The sequence below is a fragment of the Floccifex sp. genome (assembly GCF_051873555.1).
In the GTDB taxonomy this organism is placed as follows: domain Bacteria; phylum Bacillota_I; class Bacilli_A; order Erysipelotrichales; family Erysipelotrichaceae; genus Floccifex.
Map to the genome: position 1 here is coordinate 1 of NZ_JBJEEY010000116.1, position 13,742 is coordinate 13,742.

12 protein-coding genes are annotated in these 13,742 nt (G+C 33.0%); 11 read left to right on the forward strand and 1 reads right to left on the reverse strand.

The annotated features are described in order from the left end of the window. Positions 1–326 precede the first annotated feature (326 nt). The 4 genes from ACI32A_RS06690 to ACI32A_RS06705 all read left to right on the forward strand — a co-directional run bounded on the left by ACI32A_RS06690 (position 327) and on the right by ACI32A_RS06705 (position 6,323). Positions 327–1,355, forward strand: coding sequence for a PDDEXK nuclease domain-containing protein (locus ACI32A_RS06690; RefSeq protein WP_439754263.1), 1,029 nt, complete (start codon positions 327–329; stop codon positions 1,353–1,355). A 314-nt stretch (positions 1,356–1,669) separates the two neighbouring features. Then, positions 1,670–2,923 carry an ATP-binding protein gene (locus ACI32A_RS06695; protein WP_439754264.1) on the forward strand — a complete coding sequence of 418 codons (1,254 nt, stop codon included), beginning with the start codon at positions 1,670–1,672 and terminating at the stop codon, positions 2,921–2,923. Positions 2,924–3,049: 126 nt separating this feature from the next. After that, positions 3,050–5,020 (forward strand): excinuclease ABC subunit UvrB, encoded by a 1,971-nt coding sequence (uvrB, locus tag ACI32A_RS06700; protein WP_439754265.1) that lies wholly within the window; start codon positions 3,050–3,052, stop codon positions 5,018–5,020. 46 nt (positions 5,021–5,066) lie between these two features. Then, positions 5,067–6,323 (forward strand): hypothetical protein, encoded by a 1,257-nt coding sequence (locus ACI32A_RS06705; protein WP_439754266.1) that lies wholly within the window; start codon positions 5,067–5,069, stop codon positions 6,321–6,323. A gap of 12 nt (positions 6,324–6,335) precedes the next feature. Here the strand turns inward: ACI32A_RS06705 and ACI32A_RS06710 are convergent, their stop codons facing one another. Next, on the reverse strand, positions 6,336–6,995 hold the full coding sequence (locus ACI32A_RS06710; protein ID WP_439754267.1) for a uracil-DNA glycosylase: 660 nt from the start codon (positions 6,993–6,995) through the stop codon (positions 6,336–6,338). Between the two features lie 55 nt (positions 6,996–7,050). On the opposite strand from ACI32A_RS06710, the gene ACI32A_RS06715 reads away from it, so the two are divergent. The 7 genes from ACI32A_RS06715 to ACI32A_RS06745 all read left to right on the forward strand — a co-directional run bounded on the left by ACI32A_RS06715 (position 7,051) and on the right by ACI32A_RS06745 (position 13,739). Next, positions 7,051–8,223, forward strand: a complete 1,173-nt coding sequence (locus ACI32A_RS06715) for a bifunctional folylpolyglutamate synthase/dihydrofolate synthase (RefSeq protein ID WP_439754268.1) — start codon at positions 7,051–7,053, stop codon at positions 8,221–8,223. After that, a complete protein-coding gene (locus tag ACI32A_RS06720) occupies positions 8,216–9,139 on the forward strand; it encodes a M15 family metallopeptidase (RefSeq protein ID WP_439754269.1) in 924 nt (307 codons plus the stop codon). The genes ACI32A_RS06715 and ACI32A_RS06720 overlap by 8 nt, the downstream gene beginning before the upstream one ends. Beyond that, entirely contained in the window at positions 9,117–10,340 is a 1,224-nt protein-coding gene (locus ACI32A_RS06725) for a CapA family protein (protein WP_439754270.1), read from the forward strand. The genes ACI32A_RS06720 and ACI32A_RS06725 overlap by 23 nt, the downstream gene beginning before the upstream one ends. Before the next feature lie 32 nt (positions 10,341–10,372). Then, positions 10,373–11,599, forward strand: a complete 1,227-nt coding sequence (gene glyA, locus ACI32A_RS06730; protein WP_439754271.1) for a serine hydroxymethyltransferase — start codon at positions 10,373–10,375, stop codon at positions 11,597–11,599. Next, positions 11,596–12,069: a 23S rRNA (pseudouridine(1915)-N(3))-methyltransferase RlmH gene (locus ACI32A_RS06735; protein WP_439754272.1), complete on the forward strand. Its 474-nt coding sequence runs from the start codon at positions 11,596–11,598 to the stop codon at positions 12,067–12,069. Before glyA ends, ACI32A_RS06735 begins: the two co-directional genes overlap by 4 nt. 108 nt (positions 12,070–12,177) lie before the next feature. Beyond that, positions 12,178–12,435 carry a hypothetical protein gene (locus ACI32A_RS06740; RefSeq protein WP_439754273.1) on the forward strand — a complete coding sequence of 86 codons (258 nt, stop codon included), beginning with the start codon at positions 12,178–12,180 and terminating at the stop codon, positions 12,433–12,435. Between the two features lie 119 nt (positions 12,436–12,554). Continuing rightward, positions 12,555–13,739, forward strand: coding sequence for a phosphoglycerate kinase (locus tag ACI32A_RS06745; RefSeq protein WP_439754274.1), 1,185 nt, complete (start codon positions 12,555–12,557; stop codon positions 13,737–13,739). Positions 13,740–13,742 lie beyond the last annotated feature (3 nt).

Sequence of the window (13,742 nt, forward strand, 5' to 3'; positions counted from 1 at the left end):
TGTAAAATATAAATATAAACATTTCTTAATTTCTATTCCATCTCATTTTTCCTCTATCTGAAGAATTCCCAACACTATTTTTACTATATTCATCAAATGTGGTATTTGAAGGATATATTGGATCACCAAAGACAGTAATATAAAAGATGAACACTGTTTTATTTTGATTCTAACTTGATTAAGTTTGAAAAATGATGAATTACAGAGGCAATGAATGAGGTTGTAGAACCAGCAAGATTATGCTAGTGATATAAATTTCTGAAAAGAAAAAAATTGATAAATGATGAATTGGCTACACATGTGTAGCCAATTCAAATGGAGAAAATATGTATAGAAAAACTGAAATTATTAAAAATGAAGAATTATCTATTGTTCCAATTCAAGAAAAACAATTTTATGAAGATGTTAGAGAAATATTGCTTCAAGCAAGGGAATTAGCTTACAAGAATGCAAGTAGTATTATGACGCAAGCATATTGGCATGTAGGGGAAAGGATTGTTGAACAGGAATTATTAGGGAAAGAACGATCTAAATATGGTTCATACTTGATAAAAAACTTATCGAAAGAGTTATCAGATGAATTTGGGACAGGATTTTCTGTGGCAAATCTAAAAAATTGTAGACAATTTTATTTGACATTTCCACAAGATTCATATGGCTATAGGATGATGAAAAAGGTGCCTTGGTCTCATTTGAGAAATATTATGCGCATTTCAGATGAAGACGAACGCAATTTTTATTTGGATGAAGTGGCTAATGAAAATTGGAGTGTAAGAGAATTGGAACGTAATATTAAAAGTGGATATTATAAAAGGATGCTATCTACTCAATTGCCAAACACAGAAAATAAAAAATTAGAATTTGTTAAGGATCCGTTTGTGCTGGAATTTATGGGAGTAAAGCAAAATGACGGACATTTTGAAAGTGATATTGAAAAGGCTATTATTACGAATCTTCAAAAATTTTTATTGGAAATGGGAAAAGGATTTTCATTTGTGGGTAGACAGATGAGAATTTGCACGGAAACAACAGATTTTTATATTGATTTGGTTTTTTATAATTATATTTTGAAATGTTTTGTACTAATTGACTTAAAAAACACCAAATTAACGCATCAAGATATTGGACAAATGGACATGTATGTGCGTATGTTTGATGATTTGAAACGCACGGAAGATGATAATCCTACTATAGGTATAATTTTTTGTACGGATAAAGATGAAACAATGGTTAAATATTCTGTTTTACATGAAAATCAACAGATTTTTGCTTCAAAATATATGATTGTCTTACCAACTGTCGAAGAGTTAAAAAGAGAATTAGAAAGAAATCAATTGATATATAATAAGGATTGAGAAGTTCTTGAGCAAATCACTTTAAATAGTACACATATTGGTACAGTCGTTTCTATTGTATGTATTCTTCTTGGTTTTATGTATTATCGAAAAAAAGATATCAAAGCCTGATTCTAGGAAATATTTATATTGCATACAAATAAACAATATAGAAAAGAGCGTTCGTCAATTTATTAGGGATGCTTTTATATTGAATATTTTTTACGAAATCGTATAAAATATTCAATATATTTTACATTTTATGGTGTGAAGAAGTATAATAGTATTGAATAAAAAAGACGGAAATGTAAAAAATATGCAATAGGAGGGGATTTATGGAAATCAAAAGGGACAAATACTTGAATGATTTGATTAATCGTATGCAAAATGGAATGATAAAGGTTGTAACTGGAATTAGGAGAAGTGGAAAGTCGTTTCTTCTATTTAATATTTTTCAAAAATACTTGTTAGAGCAGGAAGTACCGATATCTCATATCATTACGATTGAATTGGATCAACGTAAAAATAAAAAGTATCGTGATCCAGATATAATATTAGATTATATTGAATCATTGATAGAAGATGATGAGCAATATTACATCATGATTGATGAAGTGCAGATGCTTCAGGAGTTTGAAGAAGTTTTAAATTCACTGCTTCATATTAGAAATGCTGATATATATGTAACCGGAAGTAACTCTAAATTTTTATCCAAAGATGTAATTACAGAATTTAGAGGCAGAGGCGATGAAATTCACATTTATCCATTAACTTTCAAGGAATTTATGGAAGCCTATGATGGTGATATGTACCGTGGATGGGCAGAGTATGTTGTATATGGTGGCCTTCCTCCTACTGTAACAATGAAAACGGAAGAGCAAAAAATTCACTATTTGACAAATCTTTTCAAAGAAACGTATATGAAGGATATTATTGAAAGACATCATATTGAAAAAAGCCAGGAGTTAGAAGATTTAGTTAATATTTTGGCTTCTGCTATTGGTTCATTAACAAATCCGCCGAAAATTGAAGCTACATTTAGAAGTTCAATTCAGTCAAAAATTAGCTTGAACACAATTCGACAATATATTGAGTATTTGGAAGATGCTTTTATTATTAATAAGGCAAATCGTTATGATGTCAAGGGCAGAAAGTACATCGACACGCCGTTGAAGTATTATTTTGAAGATGTGGGATTAAGGAATGCAAGATTAGGATTCAGACAGGTAGAAGAAACGCATCTAATGGAAAATATTATTTATAATGAATTACGAAGCAGAGGATATTCTGTAGATGTTGGTGTTGTAGAAAAGCGTGGAACAGATGAAAATGGCAAAGAATACAAGAAACATTTGGAAATTGATTTTGTTGCTAACCTGGGAAGTAAACGTTATTATATTCAATCCGCGTTCAGTATACCAACAGAAGAAAAACGCATCCAGGAAAAGGCTTCTCTTGTCAATATAAACGATTCATTCAAAAAGATTATTGTTGTTAAGGACGTAGTAAACATTACTAGAGATGAAGTTGGAATTACTACTATGAGTATCTATGACTTTTTGTTAAAAGAAAACAGTTTGGAATTGTAGTAGTAAATACAAAAAAATATGCCTGTAATTTGGTATAACAGGCTTTATCAACATATTATTGTATCCTTCTTGTTTTTTCTGTTATTGAAAAAAGATATCAACATCTGAATGTGATATAATTCTTTTATGGAAAAATTTATATTACATTCAGATTATCAACCAGCAGGGGATCAGCCCAAAGCCATTGAAGAATTAGTAAATGGCATTCAAAATCATCAGAAGTATCAAGTTTTATTAGGAGCAACAGGAACTGGAAAAACATTTACGATTTCTAAAGTGATTGAACAAATCAATAAACCAACACTGGTTTTTGCTCACAATAAAACATTGGCAGGTCAATTGTATAGTGAATTCAAAGAATTTTTTCCACAGAATCGTGTGGAATATTTTGTATCGAATTTCGATTATTATCAACCAGAAGCTTATGTACCCAAAACCGATACATATATTGATAAAAATACGAAAACCAATGAAGAATTGGATATGCTTCGAATGGCAGCTGTCAATAGCGTATTAGAAAGAAGAGACACCATTATTGTTGCTTCTGTTGCTTCGATTTATGGAGCCAGCAATCCTGAACAATACCGACATATGATTTTTTCGCTTCGAGTAGGGGAAATCATCACTCAAAAAGAATTGATGGAAGCTTTAATTGAGCAACAATACAAGCGAAATGATTCCGATCCACAACGTGGAACTTTTCGTAAAAGAGGCGATGTCATAGAAGTGACGCCTGGACATACCGATCAGTACTTGGTTCGCATTGAAATGTTTGATGATGAAATTGAACGTATCAGTGAAGTGGATCCTGTAACAGGTAAACTTATTCAAGCATACCGTATTTATAATTTCTATCCAGCTACGGGCTATGCCAATACGATGGATGTCATGAAAAAGGCCGCAAAGTCCATTGAAACTGAGTTAGAAGAACGACTGGATTATTTTGATAAGCTTCAAAAACCATTGGAAAAAGAACGACTCGAACAAAGATGTCGCCATGACATTGAATCGCTTCGTGAAATTGGAGTTTGTCCTGGTATTGAAAATTATTCACGACACATAGATGGACGAAAACCAGGGGAACGTCCATATACTTTATTTGATTATTTTCCCGATGATTTTTTATTGGTAGTGGATGAAAGTCACGTTTCGCTTCCGCAAATTAGAGGAATGTATAACGGCGATAGAGCTCGAAAAGAAACATTGGTGGAATATGGATTTCGTTTACCAAGTGCATTGGATAATCGTCCACTTCGATTTAATGAATTTGAAGAATTAATTCCTCAGGCTATTTTTGTTTCGGCTACACCAGGAGACTATGAATTAGAAAAAGTTGATCATGTCACGGAACAAATTATTCGTCCAACGGGTTTATTGGATCCTCTTGTGGAAGTGCGACCTATTGAAGGACAAATCGATGATTTAGTAGGAGAAATCAAAGATCGAATTGAGAAAAATCAAAGAACTTTGATTACAACTTTAACCGTTCGAATGGCAGAGGATTTAACGTCGTATTTAAAGAGCATGGATTTAAAAGTGGCCTGGCTGCATCATGAAGTCAAAACCATTGAACGAACAGAAATCATTCATGATTTACGACAAGGAAAATACGATGTCTTAATTGGAATTAATTTATTACGAGAAGGACTGGATATTCCTGAAGTCTCTTTAATTGCGATTCTGGATGCCGATAAAGAAGGATTCTTACGTTCAAAGCGTTCTTTAGTTCAAATTATTGGACGTGCAGCTCGTAATAGCGAAGGAAAAGTTATCATGTATGCCGATCAAATCACAGAAAGCATGGAATATGCGATTCAGGAAACGAATCGTCGTCGTTCCATTCAGGAGGCCTTTAATATTGAACATGGCATTGTTCCTAAAACCATCATCAAACCGATTCATGATGTGGTTCGTTCGAAAGAAACCAAAGAAATGACGGCCAAATATTTGAAGAAAAAGAAGATGGGTAAAAAAGATAAGGAACAGATGATTACCAGTCTGGAAAAGGAAATGAAAGAAGCGGCTAAGGTTTTAGATTTTGAAAGAGCGGCGCAGCTTCGTGATATTTTATTTGAACTAAAAGCAGAAAATGAATGATTTCTGCTTTTTTTATTTGTACAATAAATACAGGAGAATAAAAAATATGGGATTGTTTAGAAAAAAGAAAGAAGTATCGTTTTCAAATGGAATGGAACTCTATGAAAAAGGAATGAAAGCATATCAGGAAAAAGAATATATACAGGCAAATGAATATTTGCTGCAAGCGTGTCCGTCACATGTAGAGGCTGTTCTTTTTTTAGGAAAACAATATTGTGATGGTTTTTTAGATCATGATGAAAAAGATGCTTTTGAGTTGTATGAAAAATATGTCGATCAAATAAAAAAAGATAGTACATATTCTAAAGTCATGTACGAATTGGCAAAGTGTTATTGCAATGGAATGGGTACAAAAAAAGATCGTATAGAGGCAATAAATAAAATGGAATTATGTAGAGTGTATGACAAGTCTTTTGATGAAATTGAATATCATACTTTTATTGCGAATTGTTACATTGAATTATGGAATGATATATATACAATTAAAGTAGCCAAAGAAAACAATCGATTCGATGAAATCAAAGATGAAATGCAGGAAGATGCCTATAATTTCATGTATCAAAAAAAATATTATAATAAATATGACGGCATTAACTATACATTGATTTTAAATCATACAGGACGAAAAGGATTCCGCCACTTTGAATTAGCAGGAGAACTTGGTGACCCTTATAGTAGTTATGTCTGTGCCAATATTGCAGCTATACCAGAATTTCGAAATCAATATACGGAACCTGTATTTAAATACTTGAAAATGGCCAATGATGGAGGAATTCATATTGCAGCTGCGGATATGTACTGGCGCTATATTAATGGCTTTTATCAAAACGCAAGTCCAAGTTATTATGAAATGGAAGATACAGTGAAACGCTTAAAAGTAGGCGCTAATGCTGGAAATGGAGATTGTCAACTGGCTTTAGCTCTATGTTATACATCAAACTTTATCAATGCCTATTCGTATGCCTATAATTTAGGAAATCCAAAAAGTCCAGAAGAAGAAAATGTACAACTATTTATGTCCTGGCTGGAAAAAGCAGCTATGAATGATTGTGTAGAAGCCAAGGTTTTATGGGCGGAGTATTTGGCTTTTGGTGAAATCTGGACAAAAAATGATGATCAATATCCAGCTGGTTTATTATATAAAAATGAAGGATCAAAGAAGTTTCCAAATACCGCAACACAAATGCTTATAAACGCTTTAACAGAATTACAAAACAAAAATGATAAAATGCATGAATATCGAACGGAAAAATTTATAAGAAAAACAGAGTATTTACTTAATAAATTAGAAAAGCAGGAATAATAACCTGCTTTTTTAAATCCATTGAATAGGCTCTTTACCATGTTGTATTAAAAAATCATTGGCTAATATAAAATGATTATTTCCAAAAAAGCCTCTGGAAGCACTTAAAGGCGAGGGATGTGGACTTGTTAAGACTAAATGATTTGGATTATTTAAAAATTTTTTGGCTTGAATGGCGCTGTTTCCCCATAATAAAAATACAATCGGCTGATCTTGTTCATTCAACACTTGTAAAGCTGCATTGGTAAAATTTTGCCAGCCTATTTTACTATGAGAAAAAGCTTTATGAGCTTCTACTGTTAAAACTGTATTCATTAATAAAACACCTTGTCGTGCCCAATCCGTTAAATCTCCATTGCGATTAACTGGAACATGATATTCATTTTCCAGTTCTTTATATATATTTTTTAAAGACGGTGGTAAAGGGAAATCAGATGGAACTGAAAAGGCATAGCCCTGGGCTTGTCCAATATTGTGATAAGGATCTTGTCCTAAAATCACAACTTTTGTGTCTTTTAAAGCTGTAGTTTTAAAAGCCGCAAAGATATTTTCTTTGGCGGGAAAGATTTGTTTTGTTTTATATTCACGGGCTAAAAAATACCGGATTTTGATTAAATATTCTTTTTGGATTTCCTGATCAAATAATAGATCCCAGTCATTGTTCATTGTCATAAAAATTCCTCTTTTTCTTTGTCTATCATATCACAATCAATGATATAATACCCACATGAGTGTACAAGAAAAAATTGAAAAAATGGAAAACTGTCGTGGAAGAAACCATGACTTATTGATATTTCGTGGCTGGTTGAATGAATATATACCGTCTCATAAACAATTGACAAAAATACAAGTCACAGGAACCAATGGAAAGGGAAGTACTTGTCAATGGTTTGCGGGTTTATTAAAGAATGCTGGTTACAAAGTCGGGGTTTTTACTTCTCCACATTTGATTTCACATTTTGAAAGAATTGTGATCAATGACAAAATGATTTCAGAAAATGAATGGGAACAAATCTATGATGAATTTGAGCCTTTATTTATAGAAAAAAAGATGACTATGTTTGAAATGGATCTATGGATGGCCTTGGTTTATTTTTTAAGACAAGAAGTGGATATTGCGATTATAGAAGTGGGAATGGGAGGAAGATTAGATGCCACAACGGCTTTAGACTATTGTGCCACTGTCATTACCAATGTCAGCTTTGATCATCAGGCATATTTAGGAAATAGTCTGGAACAAATTGCGTATGAGAAAAGTGGAATCTTTAAACCAGGTGTATTGGCTTTAACAACTGAAAAAAAAGAAAACTGTCAGAAAGTCATGGAAAATGTGGCTTCTGTGATGCATCCAATGCTTGGTTTTGTGGATTTTCCATATGAAATCAAAGACAATCAAATTGAAATTGAATGGAATCATCATACATATTATATGAATCTTCCTGTTTATCAAGTCGATAACTTTGGTTTAGCTTTAGAAACATTATATGCATTGGGAATGGAATTAGAGCCTTCTTGTATTCAAAAAACAATTGATGAATTTCAATGGCTGGGAAGATTTACGAAGTTAAAGCGAAGTCATCAAGTGATTTTAGATGGAGCTCATAATGTAGATGGCATTCAATCGTTAGTGAATTCCATTTCAACCTGGAAGGGAGACATTTATTTTTCGGTTTTAAGTGATAAAGACGCACAAGAAATGATTGATATATTAAATCAATTGCATTGTCCCATCACTTTAGTGCAAATCGATAGTTATCGTTGTTATCCATTGGAATCACTTAACCTTCCATTGATTTCAAAGGAAGAACTTATACAACGAATCAACAACCCACAAAAAGATATGTTGATTTGTGGTTCATTGTATTTTATTGGAGAAATATTGGAGAAAGTAAATGGCTAAAAGAAAAAAAAGAAAAATTAATGTGTTTCGTTTATTTATTTTAGGACTCATTTGTGTTTTATTGATTTTTTTATTGGGATTTGGCATCAAAAAAATATTGTTTTCTTCAAAAGAAACACCAATTATTAAAGAAGAAAAGTATGATGAAATTGTACAAGCAGGTTTTACTATAGAAGAAGCCAAAGAATTGGCATCTTTATCAAATTATTGGCCAAGTCGATTAGAGAGATACGCAGCTTATACAAAAGCTGATACATTAGAACAAAGAGTTATGGAAGTCAATTGTGACATGGACTTAGAACCCTATGCCCAAACAACAATCGTTGAAGATGATACAGATGTTACATATTTAGTGAATAAATTTTATGCCCTGCCAGATGGCTATGTTCCAGATGATTTAGTGGGATTGGATGTATTTGCATGTGTACAAGGGCAAGATTATTCTTGTCAGGATGTGGATGTTATTCAATTACGAAAAGAAGTTTACGATGCATATATAAAGTGGTGTAAAGCTGCTGAAAAAGAAAATATAGAAATAAGAGCTATTGCCGGGTATCGTTCGTATGAATATCAAAAAGGATTGTGGGACTACAATGCTCAAATTCATGGACAAGAATATGCGGATTCATATTATGCACGTCCCGGACAAAGTGAACATAATACAGGGTTGGCAGTGGATATCACATTCAATGGTTATAATTTTAATGAAATTGAAAATTATGATGGCTATGAATGGATTTTAGAAAATGCTCACAAATATGGTTTTATTCTTCGTTATCCAGAAGATAAAGTCGATGTAACAAGATATGGATATGAAAGCTGGCATTTTCGTTATGTAGGAAAAGATGTGGCTACAAAGATTTATGAAAACAACTGGACATTGGAGGAATATTATGGCGCAAAAGAAGAAGCGTAGAAAAATGAGAAAGAGAACACGGAATCGAATCATTTTTGGTTTGATTTGTCTTTTGATTTTAGTCATTTTAATAAATCTTGTTTTGTTTATTGGACGAAGCATTCAATCTTTATTTAATAAAGACGATACTGAAAAAACAACGGAAGTCATTTCAACAAAAAATAAAGACAATGTTGTTTCTTTAATTGGAGTTGGCGATAATTTAATTCATGATACTGTTTATGCAGATGCTTTACAAGCAGACGGAAGCTATGATTTTTCAAAGATGTATGAAAACTTTGAAAAAGATGCACAAAATGCGGACATTGCTTTTATCAATCAGGAAACAATTTTAGGAGGTGTGGAATTGGGATTATCTGGATATCCTACTTTTAATTCTCCTACAGAAATTGCGCGTAATTTAGAAGAAGCTGGTTTTAATTTAGCTAACCTGGCAACAAATCATTGCTTGGATCGAAGCGATACAGGAATTGAAAATGAATTGAATGCGTTTGGAAATACAGATATTGTTGTAGATGGTATATATACTTCACAAGAACAATTTAATTCCATTCCTACTTTTACCAAAAAAGGAATTACCTTTAGTTTCTTAGCCTATACCTATGGAACCAATGGCATTGAAGCACCAAATAGCTATAATGTATCTTATTTTGATGATGCCTTGATTCAAGATGAAGTCAAACGTGCTAAGGAAATCAGTGACGTTGTGATTGTATCGGCACATTGGGGCGATGAAAATACATTTGCACCAAGTGATTATCAAAAACACTTTGCGCAAGTTTTTGCGGATTGCGGGGTAGACTTAGTGATTGGAACCCACCCACATACGATTCAACCGGTAGAATGGATTCAGGGAAGTAATGGCAACAAAATGTTGTGTGTTTATTCGTTGGGAAATTTTATTGGTGGTATGTTGACAACGGATAATGCGATTGGGGGCATGATTTCTTTGGATTTTGTGAAAGAAAAGGATTCAATTTCGATTCAAAATGTGAAATGGATTCCTACTTTTATTCATTTTGAAGGAAACCAAAATAATATTTTAGAAGAAAGATATAATTATAAAGCGTATCGTGTGGATCAATATAGTGATGAATTGGCTTCAAAACATGTATTAAATGGATATGAAGGCAATGTAGTGAGTCTGAATTATATCAATTCTGTCACAAAAGATGTAATTGATTCCCAATTCTTAGAATAATTTGATATGATAGAAAAGCGGAGGATGAAAAAATGCGAGACAATCAAATGTTTTCAATTATTGAAAAAGAACAACAACGTCAAAAACAAAATGTAGAATTGATAGCATCCGAAAACTTTGTATCGAAAGAAGTTCGTGAAGCACAGGGTTCTGTTTTAACCAACAAATATGCAGAAGGATATCCTGGAAAGCGCTACTATGGAGGATGTGTTCATGTTGATGAAGCAGAAAGTTTAACGATTCAAAGAGCTTTGGATTTATTTAAGGCAGAACATGTCAATGTACAGCCTCATTCAGGGTCACAAGCCAATATGGCAGTATACAATACGATTTTACAACCAGGAGATACTGTATTGGGAATGGATTTAGCTGCTGGTGGTCATTTAACACATGGACATCCATTAAACTTTTCTGGTACATTATATAATTTCATTCCCTATTTAGTAGATGCTCAAAGTGAATGCATTGACTATGATTTATTAGAGAAACAAGCATTAGAAGTAAAACCAAAATTAATTGTAGCAGGAGCCAGTGCTTATTCTCGTATTATCGATTTTAAACGTTTACGTGAAATTGCGGATAAAGCAGGTTGTTATTTGATGGTAGATATGGCTCATATTGCTGGATTGGTAGCTACAGGGGCGCATCCAAGTCCAATTCCATATGCTGATTTTGTCACTACGACAACACATAAAACACTTCGTGGACCTCGTGGGGGAATGGTTTTCTGTAAAGAAGAATTTGGTAAGAAATTGGATTCCAAAGTTTTTCCAGGAATGCAGGGAGGACCACTGGAACATGTGATTGCGGCGAAAGGAATTTGTTTATATGAAGCCAGTCAACCGGAATTTAAAGACTATATTGATCAAGTCTTAAAGAATGTGCAAGTGATGGTCAAAGGATTTAAAGAAGCTGGTTTTAGAATTGTTTCTGGTGGAAGTGATAATCACTTATTGATGGTGGATGTTTTAAATTCCATTGGAATGAGTGGAAAAGCAGCTGAAAAATTATTAGATGCAGCGGGTATTACATGCAACAAAAATACCATTCCATTTGATACACAAAAACCATTTGTGACATCTGGAATTCGATTAGGAGCGGCAGCTATGACATCACGTGGATTTAAAGAAAAAGAATTTGAACAAGTCACAAATTGGATGATTGAAGTTTTAAAAGCCAATGATGAACAAACATGTGCTCGTATCAAAGAACAAGTTGTGGCTTTAACGAGTCAATTTCCAACGGAGGCTGTTCTTTGATTGATGTCTATGCCATTGGGAAGAATAAAGACAAGTCATTAACGGCTTTAGAAAAAGAATATATCAAACGCTTATCGGCTTTTACAAAAGTCAGTGTGACTGAATTTAAAGATGAAAATAATGATCATACAGATAGAGAAAATGAAGTTCTTTTAATCAAAGAAAAAGAAGGAGAACGTGTATTATCGAAAATAAAAGATTCCGATTTTGTGGTTTTACTGGATTTACACGGTCAAATGCTGGATAGTTTATCTTTTTCACAAAAATTAGAAACCTGGCAAATGAAATATTCTCATCTGATCTTTGTGATTGCTGGTTCATTAGGACCCAGTGAATCCTTAGTTAAGCGAGCAAATTTTCGATGGAAACTATCGGATTTAACGTTTACGCATTTAATGACACGTGTCTTACTTTTGGAACAAATTTATCGTGGTTATATGATTTTAAATGGTCGTTCTTATCATAAATGACGACCATTTTTTTGTAAAAAAAATATCAAAAAAAGGCTTTTACTTTTTTGGTTTCATGAGATAATAGAGAAGGGATAGAACAGAGACTATAAAAAGGAGGGGATTTTTATGGTGTCGAAAATTGTCATTTTTTTAGGGGCTTTTGTGATGGCTTTTTGTTTTGGAAAGATGGTTAACGAAGTTTCTAAAGAAATTGATCGAAAGAAGAAAATTATAATTGTTTTTGTATTAGAATTATTTATTTTCCTGATTTTCTTCTTAAAACTGGATGTACGAGTGGGTATTTTCAATTTATTGATTTGCCTGATTTGTGCAGGGGTAGAGACAACCTTAGAAATGTTTTTAGAAAAATTTATACCATTATGAACAGCTCAAAGATCTTATCAATAAGGTCTTTTTTTTGTTTTTTGTTTGTGAAAAACTAGTCATTCAAATGGTGTAGTGATATAATGAAATCGCAAATTTAGACATTAGGAGGATATTACATGGCTAAAAAAACAGTTAGAGACCTTGATGTTGCTGGGAAAAAGGTTTTAGTACGTTGCGATTTTAACGTACCAAGAAAAGATGGTAAAATTACAGATGACAATCGTATCGTAATGGCTTTGCCTACTATTAAGTATTTAATTGAAAACAATGCGAAAATTGTTTTATTTTCACATTTAGGTAAAGTAAAAACAGAAGAAGACAAAGCTAAAAACAACTTAGAATGTGTAGCTGTTCGTTTACAAGAATTGTTACCAGATACAAAAGTAACTTTCTGTCCTGTAACACGTGGTCCTGAATTAGAGCAAGCAGTTGCTAACTTAAATAATGGGGAAATTGTTTTAGTACAAAATACTCGTTATGAAAAAGGTGAAAGCAAAAATGATGAAGAATTAGGTAAATACTGGGCTAGTTTAGGTGATGTATTTGTTGAAGATGCATTTGGTTCTGTTCACCGTGCACATGCTTCTACAGTTGGGATTCCAACAAATATTAAAGAAAATGGATTGGGATTCTTAGTAGAAAAAGAAGTCACAATGTTAGGAAAAGCAGTTGATGAACCGGCTCATCCTTTTGTTGCCATCATTGGTGGTTCAAAAGTTTCATCAAAAATTGATGTTGTTGACAACTTATTGAAAAAAGCAGACAAAGTAATTATCGGTGGAGGTATGGCATATACTTTCAGTAAAGCAACTGGTGGAAAAATTGGTACTTCATTAGTTGAAGATGATAAATTAGATTTAGCAAAAGAATATTTAGAAAAAGCTGGAGACAAATTAGTTCTTCCTATCGACAATGTTATTGCGGATGCATTCTCTGAAGATGCAAATACAGGTGTTGCCGATGCTGGTCAAATTCCTGATGGATGGATGGGATTGGATATTGGTCCTAAATCTGTTGAATTATTCAAAGAAACTTTACAAGGGGCTAAAACAGTTGTATGGAATGGTCCAATGGGTGTATTTGAAATGGCAAAATTTGCTAAAGGTACAGAAGAAGTATGTAAAGCAATTTCTGAATTGGATGGAGCAATCACAGTTATTGGTGGAGGAGACTCTGCAGCTGCTGCTAAGCAATTAGGATATGCTGACAAATTCTCTCACGTATCAACTGGTGGGGGAGCTTCATTAGAATATATGGAAGGTAAAGTATTACCTGGTATTGCAATCATTGCTGAAAAATAAGGA

Coding starts and splice junctions, on each gene's coding strand:
- ACI32A_RS06705 (WP_439754266.1), top strand. CDS start 5,067: ATGGGATTGTTTAGAAAAAAGAAAGAAGTATCGTTTTCAAATGGAATG.
- glyA (WP_439754271.1), top strand. CDS start 10,373: ATGCGAGACAATCAAATGTTTTCAATTATTGAAAAAGAACAACAACGT.
- ACI32A_RS06695 (WP_439754264.1), top strand. CDS start 1,670: ATGGAAATCAAAAGGGACAAATACTTGAATGATTTGATTAATCGTATG.
- ACI32A_RS06745 (WP_439754274.1), top strand. CDS start 12,555: ATGGCTAAAAAAACAGTTAGAGACCTTGATGTTGCTGGGAAAAAGGTT.
- ACI32A_RS06690 (WP_439754263.1), top strand. CDS start 327: ATGTATAGAAAAACTGAAATTATTAAAAATGAAGAATTATCTATTGTT.
- ACI32A_RS06725 (WP_439754270.1), top strand. CDS start 9,117: ATGGCGCAAAAGAAGAAGCGTAGAAAAATGAGAAAGAGAACACGGAAT.
- ACI32A_RS06720 (WP_439754269.1), top strand. CDS start 8,216: ATGGCTAAAAGAAAAAAAAGAAAAATTAATGTGTTTCGTTTATTTATT.
- uvrB (WP_439754265.1), top strand. CDS start 3,050: ATGGAAAAATTTATATTACATTCAGATTATCAACCAGCAGGGGATCAG.
- ACI32A_RS06710 (WP_439754267.1), bottom strand. CDS start 6,995: ATGACAATGAACAATGACTGGGATCTATTATTTGATCAGGAAATCCAA.
- ACI32A_RS06740 (WP_439754273.1), top strand. CDS start 12,178: ATGGTGTCGAAAATTGTCATTTTTTTAGGGGCTTTTGTGATGGCTTTT.
- ACI32A_RS06715 (WP_439754268.1), top strand. CDS start 7,051: ATGAGTGTACAAGAAAAAATTGAAAAAATGGAAAACTGTCGTGGAAGA.